This window comes from Caulobacter sp. GW456-12-1-14-TSB4, from assembly GCF_059424195.1.
This window is the reverse complement of record NZ_JBWKZF010000003.1, coordinates 1-13,479: the sequence shown is the minus strand read 5'-3', so window position 1 is coordinate 13,479 and position 13,479 is coordinate 1. Positions and strand designations below refer to the sequence as shown.

11 protein-coding genes and 2 pseudogenes are annotated in these 13,479 nt (G+C 67.9%); 10 read left to right on the top strand and 3 right to left on the bottom strand.

Going from position 1 to position 13,479, the window contains the following annotated elements; translation table 11 throughout:
- Nucleotides 1–135: 135 nt before the first annotated feature.
- Nucleotides 136–4,572, top strand: coding sequence for a hypothetical protein (locus tag AC07YH_RS03445; protein ID WP_494745615.1), 4,437 nt, complete (start codon nt 136–138; stop codon nt 4,570–4,572).
- Between the two features lie 51 nt (nt 4,573–4,623).
- Here the strand turns inward: AC07YH_RS03445 and AC07YH_RS03440 are convergent, their stop codons facing one another.
- A complete protein-coding gene (locus tag AC07YH_RS03440) occupies nt 4,624–5,073 on the bottom strand; it encodes a hypothetical protein (RefSeq protein WP_494745614.1) in 450 nt (149 codons plus the stop codon).
- 271 nt (nt 5,074–5,344) lie between these two features.
- Here AC07YH_RS03440 and AC07YH_RS03435 point away from each other — a divergent pair, with 271 nt between their 5' ends.
- Both AC07YH_RS03435 and AC07YH_RS03430 read left to right on the top strand, forming a co-directional pair.
- Entirely contained in the window at nt 5,345–6,304 is a 960-nt protein-coding gene (locus tag AC07YH_RS03435) for a 2-hydroxyacid dehydrogenase (protein ID WP_494745613.1), read from the top strand.
- A 4-nt stretch (nt 6,305–6,308) separates the two neighbouring features.
- A complete protein-coding gene (locus AC07YH_RS03430) occupies nt 6,309–6,950 on the top strand; it encodes a hypothetical protein (protein ID WP_494745612.1) in 642 nt (213 codons plus the stop codon).
- Here AC07YH_RS03430 and AC07YH_RS03425 read toward each other — a convergent pair.
- Both AC07YH_RS03425 and AC07YH_RS03420 read right to left on the bottom strand, forming a co-directional pair.
- Nucleotides 6,947–7,242: pseudogene (locus AC07YH_RS03425) on the bottom strand (carboxymuconolactone decarboxylase family protein). The gene AC07YH_RS03430 and the pseudogene AC07YH_RS03425 overlap by 4 nt on opposite strands.
- Nucleotides 7,211–7,489 (bottom strand): annotated as a pseudogene (locus AC07YH_RS03420) (carboxymuconolactone decarboxylase family protein); the annotation flags it as partial. The pseudogenes AC07YH_RS03425 and AC07YH_RS03420, both read right to left, overlap by 32 nt.
- 31 nt (nt 7,490–7,520) lie before the next feature.
- Between AC07YH_RS03420 and AC07YH_RS03415 the strand changes: the two are divergent.
- The 7 genes from AC07YH_RS03415 (at nt 7,521) to AC07YH_RS03385 (ending at nt 13,396) form a co-directional block, all read left to right on the top strand.
- Nucleotides 7,521–7,868 (top strand): winged helix-turn-helix transcriptional regulator, encoded by a 348-nt coding sequence (locus tag AC07YH_RS03415; RefSeq protein ID WP_494745611.1) that lies wholly within the window; start codon nt 7,521–7,523, stop codon nt 7,866–7,868.
- 64 nt (nt 7,869–7,932) lie between these two features.
- Nucleotides 7,933–9,051 carry an ankyrin repeat domain-containing protein gene (locus AC07YH_RS03410; RefSeq protein ID WP_494745610.1) on the top strand — a complete coding sequence of 373 codons (1,119 nt, stop codon included), beginning with the start codon at nt 7,933–7,935 and terminating at the stop codon, nt 9,049–9,051.
- 60 nt (nt 9,052–9,111) lie between these two features.
- Nucleotides 9,112–9,489, top strand: coding sequence for a VOC family protein (locus AC07YH_RS03405; protein WP_494745609.1), 378 nt, complete (start codon nt 9,112–9,114; stop codon nt 9,487–9,489).
- A 43-nt stretch (nt 9,490–9,532) separates the two neighbouring features.
- Nucleotides 9,533–10,504 carry an ArsR/SmtB family transcription factor gene (locus AC07YH_RS03400; RefSeq protein ID WP_494745608.1) on the top strand — a complete coding sequence of 324 codons (972 nt, stop codon included), beginning with the start codon at nt 9,533–9,535 and terminating at the stop codon, nt 10,502–10,504.
- Nucleotides 10,501–11,445 (top strand): methylenetetrahydrofolate reductase [NAD(P)H], encoded by a 945-nt coding sequence (gene metF, locus AC07YH_RS03395; RefSeq protein WP_494745607.1) that lies wholly within the window; start codon nt 10,501–10,503, stop codon nt 11,443–11,445. The genes AC07YH_RS03400 and metF overlap by 4 nt, the downstream gene beginning before the upstream one ends.
- Entirely contained in the window at nt 11,442–12,323 is an 882-nt protein-coding gene (gene blaCAU / locus AC07YH_RS03390) for a CAU/MBL1b family subclass B3 metallo-beta-lactamase (protein ID WP_494745606.1), read from the top strand. Before metF ends, blaCAU begins: the two co-directional genes overlap by 4 nt.
- Nucleotides 12,320–13,396, top strand: a complete 1,077-nt coding sequence (locus AC07YH_RS03385; protein ID WP_494745605.1) for a homocysteine S-methyltransferase family protein — start codon at nt 12,320–12,322, stop codon at nt 13,394–13,396. The genes blaCAU and AC07YH_RS03385 overlap by 4 nt, the downstream gene beginning before the upstream one ends.
- The last annotated feature ends 83 nt before the right edge of the window (nt 13,397–13,479 follow it).

Below are 13,479 nucleotides of genomic sequence, written 5' to 3'. Positions count from 1 at the left end.
GGCCTTTTTTGTTGCGCCCTGGCGGCTGTCACAGCGCTGCCGTTGACGCGCTTCGGGCTGTCCCCGTAGGTTGCGGCCAAGATCTTAAGGTTGTGATTTGTTCGTGACGCGCTGCGTCCAGCAAGGATTCGCGTCATGTCCGTATTCGCTGCGCCAGACACCGTTAAGCCGATAACCACCGGCGTGCTCCGGGACGTGACGCTCAGCCCGTCCGGCGCTACGGCCTATGTCTCCAACGCCGAGGGCTGGGTCACCGCCTTCAACGCGGCGACCGGCGATGCGATTAATCGCTGGAAGGTCGGGACGACCCTGACCGGCATGGATGTATCGCCGGACGGCCGCTACCTGATCGTGGGCGAGCAGCAGCCCGCCAACGGCTTGGCGATCGTCCATCGACTGGATCTGACGACGGGGCAGGTCAAGGACTTCACGATCAACGTCACGGCGTCCGAGGTCGGCTTCCACGACGTGGCCTGGGGCAAGGACGGCACGATTCTGGTCGCCCAGGGCTCGCCCTACAACGGGGTCCTGCAGCTGTGGACCCTGGACTTGAGCAGTAGCCAGTTCATCAAGGTGGGCGGCCCCACGGCTGGTTCGTTCTCGCTTTCGGAGGATCGCGGCAAGATCCTTTTCGGCGCCGAGGGCGCGGCCGGCGGGACGCTCTATGTCTACGACGTGGGGACCAAGGCGATGACGCCCATCGCCACCCCGACCGGCGTCTACAACAACGGCGTCCAGGCCGTGTCCGCGGCGACCGGCATGGTGGCCCAGGCGCTGTATAACGCGCTGTGGATCCACGACGCCGGCGGCAAGCTGATCGTCGACGTCACGACGCTACAGCCCGATCTCAAGTACCACATGGCCGGCGTCGAGTTCAGCGCCGACGGCTCCAAGCTGTTCGTCCTGGACAGCCAGTTCGACCGCATCCTGCAGCTGTCGACCACCGACTGGTCGATCCAGCGCTCGATCCGCCTCGGGATCGACGTGGCCGACGTCTATGTCGGGGACGGCGCCTTCGGCGATCGCATGAACCTGTCGGCGGACGGCCACTACCTGGTCGTGCTGACCGGCGACAAGGTGCTCTCGGTCAATGTCGACGCCGTCTGGGATCCCGGCACCGACAAGGCCGACGTTCTGACCGGCGACGCCTCCGCCAACGTCATCTACGGCTTTGGCGGTAACGACATCATAGACGGTGGGGCGGGCAACGACTCCCTTTACGGCGGCGCGGGCGACGACATCCTGATCGGCGGGCCAGGCGACGACGTGATGGATGGCGGCGATGGCATCGACACCGCCGACTATAGCGGCGCGACCGCCGGCGTGAACTTCGACGCCATCTGGCAGGGACAGAACCCGGGACCGATGGGCCGGGATTCGCTGATCTCGATCGAGAACTATAAGGGCTCGGCCTTCAACGACGTGATCTGGGGCTTCGACGGCGCGAACGTCATCGAGGGCGGCGGCGGCGACGACATCCTGTCCGGCCGTAACGGCGACGACGTGCTGCGCGGCCAGGCCGGCAACGACGTGCTGATCGGCGGGGCCGGCGACGACATCCTTGATGGCGGCGACGGCGTTGATGTCGTGTCTTACGAGGACGTCTATACCGGCGTTCGGATCGACCTGGGCCTCACGGGCGCCCAGAACACGCGCGGCGGCGGTGTCGATACGCTGATTGGCGTTGAAGGCGTCAAGGGCACCGGGTATCGCGACATCCTCGTCGGGACCAACGGCGACAACACCTTCGAAGGTGGCGGCGGCGACGACATCATCGACGGCAAGGGCGGCGCCGACACCGCGATCTACGGGGGCGCCTCGACGAACTACACGTGGTCGCGCAACGGCAACGGGACCTGGACGGTGCGCGACACCCGCGCCGGCGCCGACGGCGTCGATACGTTGCTCAACATCGAGACCCTGAAGTTCAGCGACAAGACCGTCACGCTGTCGCCGTCGGACACCAGCGTCGGCGCGGGGACGCTCATCGCGCCCAACCCGGTGCAGGCGATCACAGCCCGCAGCGGCTATGACGCGACGATCAGCGCCGACGGCAAGACGATCATCTCGGTGGGTTCTGGCGGCTATATCGACGCCTTCGACATCTCTACCGGCGAGCTCAAAGGCCGTTGGAAGGTGGGCGATGCGCTGGGCGCGCTGGATGTGTCGCCCGACGGACGATACGTGTTCGTGACCGGCGGGATCACGCAGACGGGCTCGGACCCTAGCGTTTTCGAGGGCTCGGCCAAGGTCCACCGGCTGGATCTGACGACCGGCGCCGTGACCAATTACTCGATGCCGATTTCGGGCGTGCAGCGCGGCTTCTACGATATCGCCGTGGCCGCCGACGGCACGGTCCTGATGACCCAGTCGGCGACGTCGGGCGTGACCTGGGGCTGGATCCTGAACACGGCCACCGGCCAGATTTCCGCGACCAACGGCTATGGGTCCAGCGGGGCGATGACGGTTTCGGCCGACCGCTCCAAGATCCTGCTGGTGCCAAGCGACAATTCCGGCGCGCCGATGTACGTCTATGACGCGGCCACGAAGACGTTCGAGCACAAGGCGTTCGGCGGTTTCTTCGGCGCCGGCATCCAGGCGATCTCGACCACCGCCAAGCTGATGACGATGGTCGGCTACAACGAGGCGCGCGTGTTCGACCTGAACGGCAAGCAGCTGGTCGACCTGGTCAAGATCCATCCCGAACTCCGCACCACCATCCAGGGGCTGGCCTTCAGTCCGGACGGCACAAAGCTGTTCGTGGTCGACAAGGACATGGGACGCGTCCTGCAACTATCGACCACCGACTGGTTGATCGAGCGGGGCATCGACATCACGGCCCAGAGCCGTCCCATCGAGTGGAACACGGGCGTCACCGGTGTCGGCGACCGCGTGACGGTGTCCTCGGACGGCCACTATCTGCTGCTGCTGCCTGGAGACACGGTGGTCTCGATCGACCTCCAAGCGAATTGGTTCTCGGGGTCCGACAAGGCCGACGTGGTGGTCGGCGACGACCGCGCCAACACGATCTTCGGCTTCGCTGGCGACGACGTGATCAACGGCGGGGCAGGCGACGACATCCTGTACGGCGACGCCGGGGACGATCGCCTGATCGGCGGCGAGGGCAACGACACCTTCTATGGCGGCGACGGCAGCGACACCGTCGACTACAGCACCGCCGCCAGCGCCGTGACGCTCGACCTTACGCGCTGGTACTCGCCGCAGGACACCAAGGGCGCCGGTCTCGATATCTTCTACCACGACATCGAGAACCTGATCGGCTCGGCCTTCAACGACACGATCCGGGGCGGCTATGGCGCCAACCGCCTGGAAGGCGGCGCGGGGAACGATGTCATCTACGCCGGGGACGGCAGCGACACGCTGATCGGCGGCGACGGCGACGACATGCTGTACGGCGAGGCTGGCGACGACAGCTATGACGGCGGCGCCGGCTTCGACACCGTCTCCTACGAAGGCGCGAGTTCGGGCGTGGTCGTCGATCTCAGCAAGACCGGCCTGCAGAGCACCCGCGGCGGGGGCGCCGAGACGTTGGTCAACATCGAGGCGCTGAAGGGCTCGGCCTTCGACGACGTCCTGACTGGCGACGACCGGGCCAATACGCTGGAAGGCGGGGCGGGAAACGACAGGCTCAACGGCGGCGGCGGCGACGACTTCCTGGTCGGCGGCCTGGGCGACGACACGATCGACGGCGGGGCCGGCAACGATACCGTCCGCTACTACGCAAACCGATCGTTCTATTCGGTGACCAACAACGCGGACGGTTCGATCACCGTGAAGGATCTTCGCACCTTCGCCAACAACGATGGGACCGATCGCCTGGTCAATGTCGAGAACGTCGTCTTCGGCCCGCTGCCGTCGATGGATGAGATCGCCAACCAGCTGTACTCCGTGCTGCGCCAGCCAGGCGTCCTGCCGAACGACACCTTCGCCCAGGGCCTGCTGTCCAAGTGGCAATCCGGCGCGATGTCGCTCGACGACGTGACGGCCGCCATCGTCAACACCGCCGACGCCACCACCTCGGTCGCCTCGATGAGCTATCAGTTCTTCACCGGCAAGGTGCCGACCCAGGGGGGCGTGGACTACCTGATCTCGCCGATCGGTCCAAACCCGGCCAACCTCAACAGCGCCTACTACGCCAAGTTCGACACGGTGAACCGCTACATCAACTTCGCGGTGAACCTGGGCAAGAACGGCGAGGCCAAGGACAGCTTCCTGGCCGGTTATGGATCGCTGTCGCTGTTCGACGCCACGAAGAAGGCCTATGCGGCGATCTTCGGGGGGGCGCCGACCGACGCCAAGGTCCACGCCATCATCGACACGCGGGTCGACTACCTGGCCTACTACGGCGGTGACGGCGCGACCGGGATCGGCACGAAGGCGGCCATGGTCGGTTTCCTGCTGGCGGCGGCGGCGACCGAGAACCTGGGCGTCATCGCCAAGTCGAACGACGCCTGGCTGACCGATCTCGCCGACGGCTCTGCGCCGTTCGCGGTCAACATCCTCGATCCCGCCAACGGCTACTACAAGACCGACTTCATCTTCGGCGGCTGACGATCGGGGCGGCGCCAGGCCGCCCCGACAGCGGGTCTATTTCGGATCGCCCTACTTCGGATCGACGGGCGGGGTCACCGGCGGCGCGGCCGCCGCGCCGGGCGCGTCGGGCTGAGTCATCTTGTCCTCGGTCATCGGTGCGTTGGTCGGCGGCGTCATCGGCATGCTGGGCGGCGCGGCCGAGGGGGCCGGGTTCACAGCCGTGTCCGGCGCGGCCGAGGTCGCCGGCGGCAAGGTCGCGTTGGTGTCGGCGCCGGCCGAAGCGGTGGCCGGAGCCGTCGCCGAGGTGTCGGTCGACATCCCCGTCTCGGCCGAGCCGGCCGACCAGTCCTTGCTGGCGCGGACCTTCGGCGAGGCCTTGTCATAGGCCTTCAGCTGCGAATAGGGGATCGGCTGCTTGGGGCCGAGCTGGGCCGAAGACTTGGCTTGGGCGGCGAGGGCAGAGCCGCCACACGCCAGCATCGATAGCGCCGCGCTGGCGGCGAGCATCTTGATCAACATGAGGGTACCTCCGAGCGCCCTGTGGCGCCGCTAGCAAAACCCCTCGGAACGATGGTTGTTCACAGCTTGGCCGTGCAAGGGCGCGCGATCGCGGAACCGCAGCGCTTGGGCCGGGTTGTTCGTCGTCACCAGAGCGTGATGATCCAGACCCTGGCGTCCGCGCGGGGCTCTGCTTAGCTCTGGCTTGGCGCTCCGTCCGGAGACGCCTGGGTGGGCGAAAAAAGAACGATCCGTCGCCGGGCCGCATGGCCGGCGCAGATGGAGAACAAGCATGCCGCAAACCGCTGTCGACAAGCCTCACATCCTGCTTTCGCACGAGATGCTCATCCCGCTGCAGCCGCTGCTGGAGGGCGCCTACGAGGTGCACCGGCTGTGGGACTATCCCGACAGGATGGCGTTTCTGGACGGTCCGGGACGGCGGGTGCGAGCCATTGTCCACGCCGGCGAGTTCGCGCTGTCGCGCGACATGCTCTCGGAGATGTCGCAGCTCGGTTTGATCGCCTGCGTCAGCGTCGGCTATGACGGCGTCGATGTGCCGTGGTGCAAGGCGCACGGCATCGCCGTCACCCATTCCACCGGCCTGAACGCCGCCGACGTCGCCGACCACGCGGTGGGCCTCGTTTTGGCCGCCTGGCGCGGCATCGTGGAGGGCGACCATCGCCTGCGCTCGGGCCACTGGACCCACGCCGAACGGATGGCCCCGCGCCACGGCCTGCGCGGCCGCAAGGTCGGCATCGTCGGCCTGGGTTATATCGGCGAGGCCGTAGCCAACCGCCTGCGGGCCTTCGAGATGAAGGTCGCCTGGTGGGGCCCCAATCCCAAGGACAGCGAGTATCCGCGCGCCGACAGCCTGATGGCCCTGGCCCGCGACAGCGACGTGCTGGTGGTCTGCTCGCGCTCGGACGCCTCCAATCATCACCTGATCAACAAGGCCGTCATCGAGGCCGTCGGGCCGCAAGGCCTGATCGTCAATGTGGCGCGCGGCGCCCTGATCGACGAGGACGCCCTGATCGAGGCCCTGAAGGCCGGGACGCTGGGCATGGCCGCCCTCGACGTCTACGCCCAGGAGCCGACCCCGGCCGCGCGCTGGGTGGGCGTGCCGCACACGGTGCTCACCCCGCACACGGCCGGCGCGACCCTGGACAGCATCCCGGCCATGGTCAGCCTGACCCTGGAGAACCTGCGCCGCTACTTCCACGGCGAGCCGCTGGCCACGCCGGTCGCGGCCTGACCCCGTGAAGGCTCTGGCGCTTCTGTCCGCCGTCGGCCTGCTGGCGGCCGGACAGGCCACGCCGCCGCCGGGCGACTACCGGATCGACGCCGAGGCCACCACGACCACGCGAGCGGGGCCGATGGCCTTGAAGAGCGTGCAGCGCGTCGACGGCGCGACCGGCGCGACGACCGTGGAGCAGACGGGGCCGGACGGCTCCGTCGCATCACGGAGCTATCCCGGCCAAGGGCCGAACCACTGGTGCGTGAAGGGACCGAGCGCGCCGCCACCCGTCTCCAACTGCGCGACCCAGGCGTTCGCGGCCCTGCCGGGCGGCGGCTCGACCTACCAGACGGCGTGTTCTGGCGGTCAGGTGCTCTCCGACAACTTCCGCAAGCTGGCTGATGGACGTTGGGAGCGGACGTTGCAGGTCCGCCAGGTCGCCGCCGGAGGCGCGCCGGTCCCCGCCCAGACCAGCGCCGCCATGGCCCCGGTCATCGCCCAGATCGAGGAGGCCATCCGCTCCGGCCCGCCAGAAGAGCGCGAGGCCGCCAAGCAGCAGCTGGCCGCGCTGAAGGCCAGTCTGGGCGGCGGCGCTGTTGCGGGGAATGACACGGTGATCGAGACACGCGAGGTCTGGACCAAGGTTGCCGAGACGTGCGGCTAGGTCGGGAACGGCGCCGCGAACTCCTCCGGCTCCAGGCGTAGACCATTCACCAGCAGGCTGACGGTTCGGTAGAAGCCGGCCAGCATCATCAGTTCGATCCGGGCTTCTTCGGAGAAGGCTTCGGTCAGGCGATTCCAAAGGGCGTCGTCGATGTCGGCGCGAGCGTTGACCGCGTCGCAAAAGCCGATCAGCAGCGCCTCGCGCAGGCCCCAACAAGTGGCGATCCCTGGAGCAGTGGTGGCCGCGAGCTGCTCGGCGTCGAGGCCAGCCGCGCCTGCGAACAGCGCCGCATGGACTCCCCACTCGTAGGCCGCGCCGTTCAGGGCGCAGATGCGGTGGATGACGATCTCGCGCTCGCGCAGGGTCAGTTGACCGGGGTCCAACAAGCCGCCGCCGGTGAAGCGCGCGAACAACCGCTCGTCACGGGCCAGGGTGCGGAACAGCGACAGCGGCTGGTCGCCGGGCGTCTTCAGCTGTTCCAGCGTCGCGGCGACGCTAGGCGGGTAGGGGGCTTGGGCGGGTTCGATCCTTGGCGACATGGGCGCTCCTTCGTGCTACAAAATTTGTAACATGGAAAAATCCGACGACGCTACAGAAATTGAAGCGCCTGTTCCCGGCCGTCCTGTTCGCGGCTCGGAGACCGGCAAGCCGATCATGGCGGCGCTGGACCTCCTGGGCCGACGCGGGGCGCTGCGGATCGTCTGGGAGCTGCGCGAGGGCCGGGTCCTGACCTTCCGCGCCCTGCAGGCGGCGGCCGAACTGCCGCCGGGGACGCTGAACACACGGCTCTCCGAACTGCGCGCGGCCGACATCGTGGCGGCGGATGGCGGCTATCGCCTTACCCCGCGCGGCGCGGACTTGATCGTGGCGCTGTGGCCGTTGATGGCTTGGTCCGAGGCCTGGGCTCAGGGGCTCTAGCGAGAACCTTGGGTTGTCCGAAGCGTTAGCGTGGCTGACGTCGATCAGCGAAAGGCGGTGGGGTGTGCCGAAGGCCAAGAAGAAGCTTCTGCCGAAGGACTTCGACACGCTCTTGAAGGCCGGTGATCTGGACGCGCTCAAGGTGGTCTTCGAGAGCTGCCTGCTGGACGCGCGGGGTGGTTACAGCAAGCATACAGCGCTGGCGTTCCGTGATTGCACGCCCGAGCTGGCGCGCTGGCTGGTCGGGGAGGGCTTGGATATCGAGGCCCGAGATTCCTACGACCGCACCGCGCTGCACGACCAGGCCGGGACCTGGGGCGGCATAGTCGAGGTCCTGCTGGACCTGGGCGCTGATATCCAGGCCGTGGACCGAGACGGAGACACCCCGCTGCACAAGGCCGCCAAGGCCGCCAACGCCGAGAATGTCCTTATCCTGTGCGAGCGTGGCGCGCCCGCCGATGTCGCCAACCGGGCTGGCCTGACGCCCCTCGAGGCGGGGTTGCAGTACTGCAGCAACATCCAGATCGAGGGGATGGCGGCAATCGCCGAACTGCTGCCGCCGCAAGCGCCGCCCCCTAAGAAGGGCCTGGGCGCCCTGGTCGGGCGGGTGCTCGCGGGCGGGCGTGGAGAGGCCTCTGCCGTGACCCCGCGGATGACGAGCGCCGTCCAGCGGATCGGCGAGAATTTCGAGTTCCATCGCGCGGGCTTCAATCCCGACTCCGTGGAGGCGGTCAGCGCCGGGCTCGACCGTCTTTACGTCCTGTTCGGGGTGACGCCGGTTCCGCGTCGCCTGATGCATGACGGCAAGGCGCCGATCGTCGCCAAGGCGGCGCGTTGGCAGGACCAGCACCAGGAACTCTGGGCCATGCTCGTGCCGTCCAGCGGGGCGGCGGCGACGGTCCAGGGTGAGGTCATCCGTATCGCCGGCAAGGTCGCCGACGAGATCGACCGCAACGGCGCCGCCAATTGGGACGCCGACTTCAAGGCGATGACCCGCGCCTTCCTGGGTCACATCGGTTCGGGCGCGCCGTTGCCGGACGCGGAACGCGAGCGGGCGGGGCAGGTCGTCGCCGAGGTGCGCGATCGCGACGGCGCCGGCGGCGACCTCTGCGAACTGGCCGTCCAGTGGGTGAAGCTCAATCCCGCGCCGATCCCGCTGACCCCGCCCGCCTACACGCGCTAGGGCTTGATCGGCGTGCGGTCACGGCTGCTAAGGTGGCCGAAGATGGCGGGGAGCTGAGTGATGGCCAAGGTGCTGGGTCTGGGCGGGGTGTTCTACAAGGCCGAGGATCCGGCCGCAGTGCGCGACTGGTATGCGCGGGTGCTGGGCTTCGAGATCCATTCGTGGGGCGGGGCGGTGTTCAAGTCGCCGCGCACCGTGACCACCAACTGGGCGCTGTTCGGGGCCGACACTCAGTATTTCGCGCCGTCGACCGCGCCGTTCATGATCAATTTCGTGGTCGATGATATCGACGGCGTCCTGGCCAAGGCTGCCGCCGAGGGTGTCGAGCCCACCGGCCGCCAGGACGAGGGCGGCATGGGTCGTTTCGCCTGGCTGATGGACCCGGCGGGGGTTAAGATTGAGCTCTGGGAGCCGCCGAAGGGCGATCCCGAGGCATAAAATCAGCTTGCCAAATCGGACATAAAGATATCTTTATGTCCCCATGAAGCTCACCGCCGAACAGGTCGTCGAAGTGCTGCGCGCCGCCGGCGAGTCGACGCGCCTGCGTCTGCTGGCCCTGCTGGCGGCCGAGGAGCTGTCGGTGCTGGAGCTGTGCCGCATCCTGGACCAGAGCCAGCCGCGCGTCTCACGGCACCTGAAGCTGCTGGCCGAGGCCGGCCTGGTCGAGCGCTTCCCCGATGGCGCCTGGGTGTTCTACCGCCTGGCCGCCAAGTCGTCGGGCCGTTTCCTGGTCGAGCAGGCGTTGGACCTGATCGACGACACCGACCCGATCGTGCGCCTGGACGCCGACAAGCTGTCAGCCGTGCGCGCCGAGCGCTCCACCGACGCCCAGGCCTATTTCGCCCGCAACGCCGCGCGCTGGAACGAGATCCGCTCGCTGTATGTCGACGAGGCCGAGGTCGAGACCGCGATCCTGCGCGCGACGGGTGAAGGCCCGTTCGCGGAGATGGTCGATCTGGGCGCTGGCGCGGGGCGGATGCTGACCCTGCTGGGCAAGCGCGCCAACAACGCCCTGGGCCTGGATCTCTCGCAGCAGATGCTGAACATCGCCCGCGACGAGGTCACCAAGGCGGGTCTCTCCAGCTGCGAGCTGCGCCACGGCGACATCTTCCGCACCGGCCTGCCGGGCGGCTGCGCCGACCTGGTCACCGTCCACCAGGTGCTGCACTACCTGACCGATCCGGCCAACGCCGTGGCCGAGGCCGCGCGGCTGGTGACGCCCGGCGGTCTGCTGCTGATCGCCGACTTCGCCCCGCACGACCACGAGTTCCTGCGCGAAGTGCACCAGCACCGCCGCCTGGGCTTCGAGGACGCCGAGATCGTCCCGTGGATCGAGGCCGCCGGCCTCGCCCTGGAAAGCAATATCGCCCTGCCGCCGGCCTCGGCCGAGGGGCTGACCGTGAAGATCTGGACGGCGCGCCGTCCCGCCGCCGCCGCGAGGAACGCCGCATGACCCTTCCGCCCACCCGCCGCGTGATCGGTCCCGTCGCCCGCGCCGGCGAGCGCACCGGCCGTCCGCGTGTCTCGTTCGAGTTCTTCCCGCCCAAGACCCCGGCGATGGAGGAGAGCCTATGGCAGGCGATCACCCGCCTGGCGCCGCTGGACCCGGCCTTCGTCTCGGTGACCTATGGCGCCGGCGGTTCGACCCGCGAGCGTACGCACCGCACGGTCAAGCGCATCCTGGACGAGACCAACCTGAAGCCCGCCGCCCACCTGACGTGCGTGGGCGCGTCGCGTGAGGAAGTCGATGAGGTGATCCGCGAGTACTGGGAAACCGGTGTCCGCCACATCGTCTCGCTGCGCGGCGACCCGCCTCCGGGCGAGGGCGGCATCGGCGGCGTCTATGTCCCGCGCGAGGACGGCTACGCCAACGCCACCGAGCTGACCAAGGCCCTGCGCGGCATCGCGCCGTTCGAGGTGCTGGTCGGGGTCTATCCGGAAAAGCATCCGGAAAGCCCGTCGCTGGAGCACGACATCGACGTGCTGAAGCAGAAGGTCGACGCGGGCGCGACGCTGGGCATCAGCCAGTTCTTCTTCGATCTGGACGCCTTCCTGCGCTACGTCGACAAGGTCCGCGCCGCCGGGATCACCATCCCGATCGTGCCGGGGATCATGCCGGTGACCAATTTCGCGGGCCTGAAGAAGATGGCCGCCGCCTGCCAGACGGCGATCCCGTCGTGGCTCGGCAACCTGTTCGACGGTCTGGAGCACGACGCCGAGACCCGCCGCCTGATCGCCTGCTCGGTCGCCGCCGAGATGTGCGCCAAGCTGCAGGAGCAGGGCTTCGAGGACTTCCACTTCTACACCCTGAACCGGGCCGATCTGGTCTACGCGATCTGCCGCGTGCTGGGCATCCGCGAGACCACGCCGGCGCCGGCGGAGGTCGCGGCATGAAGGCCCTGATCCTCGCCCTGGCGCTGCTGGCCACGCCCGCGCTCGCGCACCAAACCGCCGCCCCGGCGGACGACAACGCCAACTGGGTGCGGCCGATCAAGCCGTACCGCGTGGTCGGCAACATCTACTATGTTGGCTCCGAAGGCCTGCCGGCCTGGCTGATCACCTCGTCGGAAGGCCACATCGTGCTGGACGGCGGTCCGTCGGCCGAAGGCGGCAAGCTGATCGAGCGCAGCATCCAGCAGCTGGGCTTCCAGCTGGCGGACGTGAAGATCCTGATCAACACCCACGCCCATTACGACCACGCCGGCGGCCTGGCCCAGTTGAAGGCCGACACCGGCGCCAAGCTGTGGGCCTCGCGCCTGGACGAGCCGGCCCTGGAAGCCGGTCACCACATCGGCGGCAACAGCAATGGCCCGACGCCGTTCCCAGCGGTGAAGGTCGATCGCGCGTTCGGGGATGGCCAGAAGCTGAAGCTGGGCGAGACCACCCTGGTCGCCCACCTGACGCCGGGCCATTCGATCGGCTGCACCACCTGGACGACCCAGGTGACCGAGAAGGGGCGTCCGCTGAACGTCACCTTCAACTGCTCGCTGTCGGTGGCCGGCAACCAGCTGGTCGGCAACAAGGAGCACCGCAACATCGTCGCCGACTATCGCGAGAGCTTCGCAGCCATGCGCGCCATCCCGACGGACGTGATGCTGCCCAGCCACGAAGAGCAGGGCGACCTGCTGGCCAAGCGCCAGAAGATGCTGCGCGGCGATCCGAACGCCTTCGTCGATCCGACCGAACTCGCCCGTCTCGTCGACGGCTATGAGACCCGATTCAACCAGGAACTGGCGCGCCAGCAGGCCGCCGCTCCCGGAGCCAAGCGATGACCGACCTCTCCATCCGCGCCAACCGCGTCGCCGCCCTCAAGGCCGCGTCGAAGCAGAAGATCCTGATCCTCGACGGCTCCTGGGGCGTGATGTTCCAGAAGAAGGGCTTGAACGAGTCCGACTACCGCGCCGATCGCTTCGCCGACTACAACGGCCAGATGAAGGGCAACAACGACATCCTGTGCCTGACCCGGCCGGATCTCGTCGCCGAGCTGCACGACGCCTATTTCGCCGCCGGCGCCGACATCTCCGAGACCAACACCTTCTCGGGCACCACCATCGCCCAGGCCGACTATCACCTGGGCGAGCAGGACGTCTGGGACATCAATTTCGAAGGCGCGAAGATCGGCCGCTCGGTGGCCGACCGCTGGAACGCCGAGAACCCCGCCTCGCCGAAGTTCATCGCCGGCTCGATCGGGCCGTTGAACGTCATGCTGTCGATGTCGTCTGACGTGAACGATCCCGGCGCGCGCAAGGTCAATTTCGACCAAGTCTACGAGGCCTACCGCCAGCAGGTGGACGCGCTCTACAAGGGCGGCGTCGATCTGTTCCTGATCGAGACGATCACCGACACCCTGAACTGCAAGGCCGCCATCAAGGCCATCCTCGACCTGCGCGACGAGGGCCATGAAGAGCTGCCGATCTGGATCAGCGGCACCATCACCGACCGCTCGGGCCGCACCCTGTCGGGCCAGACGGCCGAGGCGTTCTGGAACAGCGTCAAGCACTGCAAGCCGTTCGCCGTGGGCTTCAACTGCGCCCTGGGCGCGGACCTGATGCGCCCGCACATCGCCGAGATGGCCCGCATCGCCGACACCCTGGTCGCGGCCTATCCCAACGCCGGCCTGCCCAACGCCATGGGCCAGTACGACGAGGAGCCGCACGAGACCGGCCACGCCCTGCACGAATGGGCCAAGGACGGCCTCGTCAACATCCTGGGCGGCTGCTGTGGCACCACGCCGGACCACATCCGTCACGTCGCCGACGAAGTGCGCGGCGTGACCCCTCGTCAGATTCCCGAACGTCCGAAGGCCATGCGCCTGGCGGGGCTCGAGCCGTTCGAACTGGCTTAAGTCATCGGCGCTTCCGCCATCTCCCTTCCCCTTTGATGGGGAAGGGGTAGGGGATGGGGTGACAGCGCTTCAGAATAGAACTC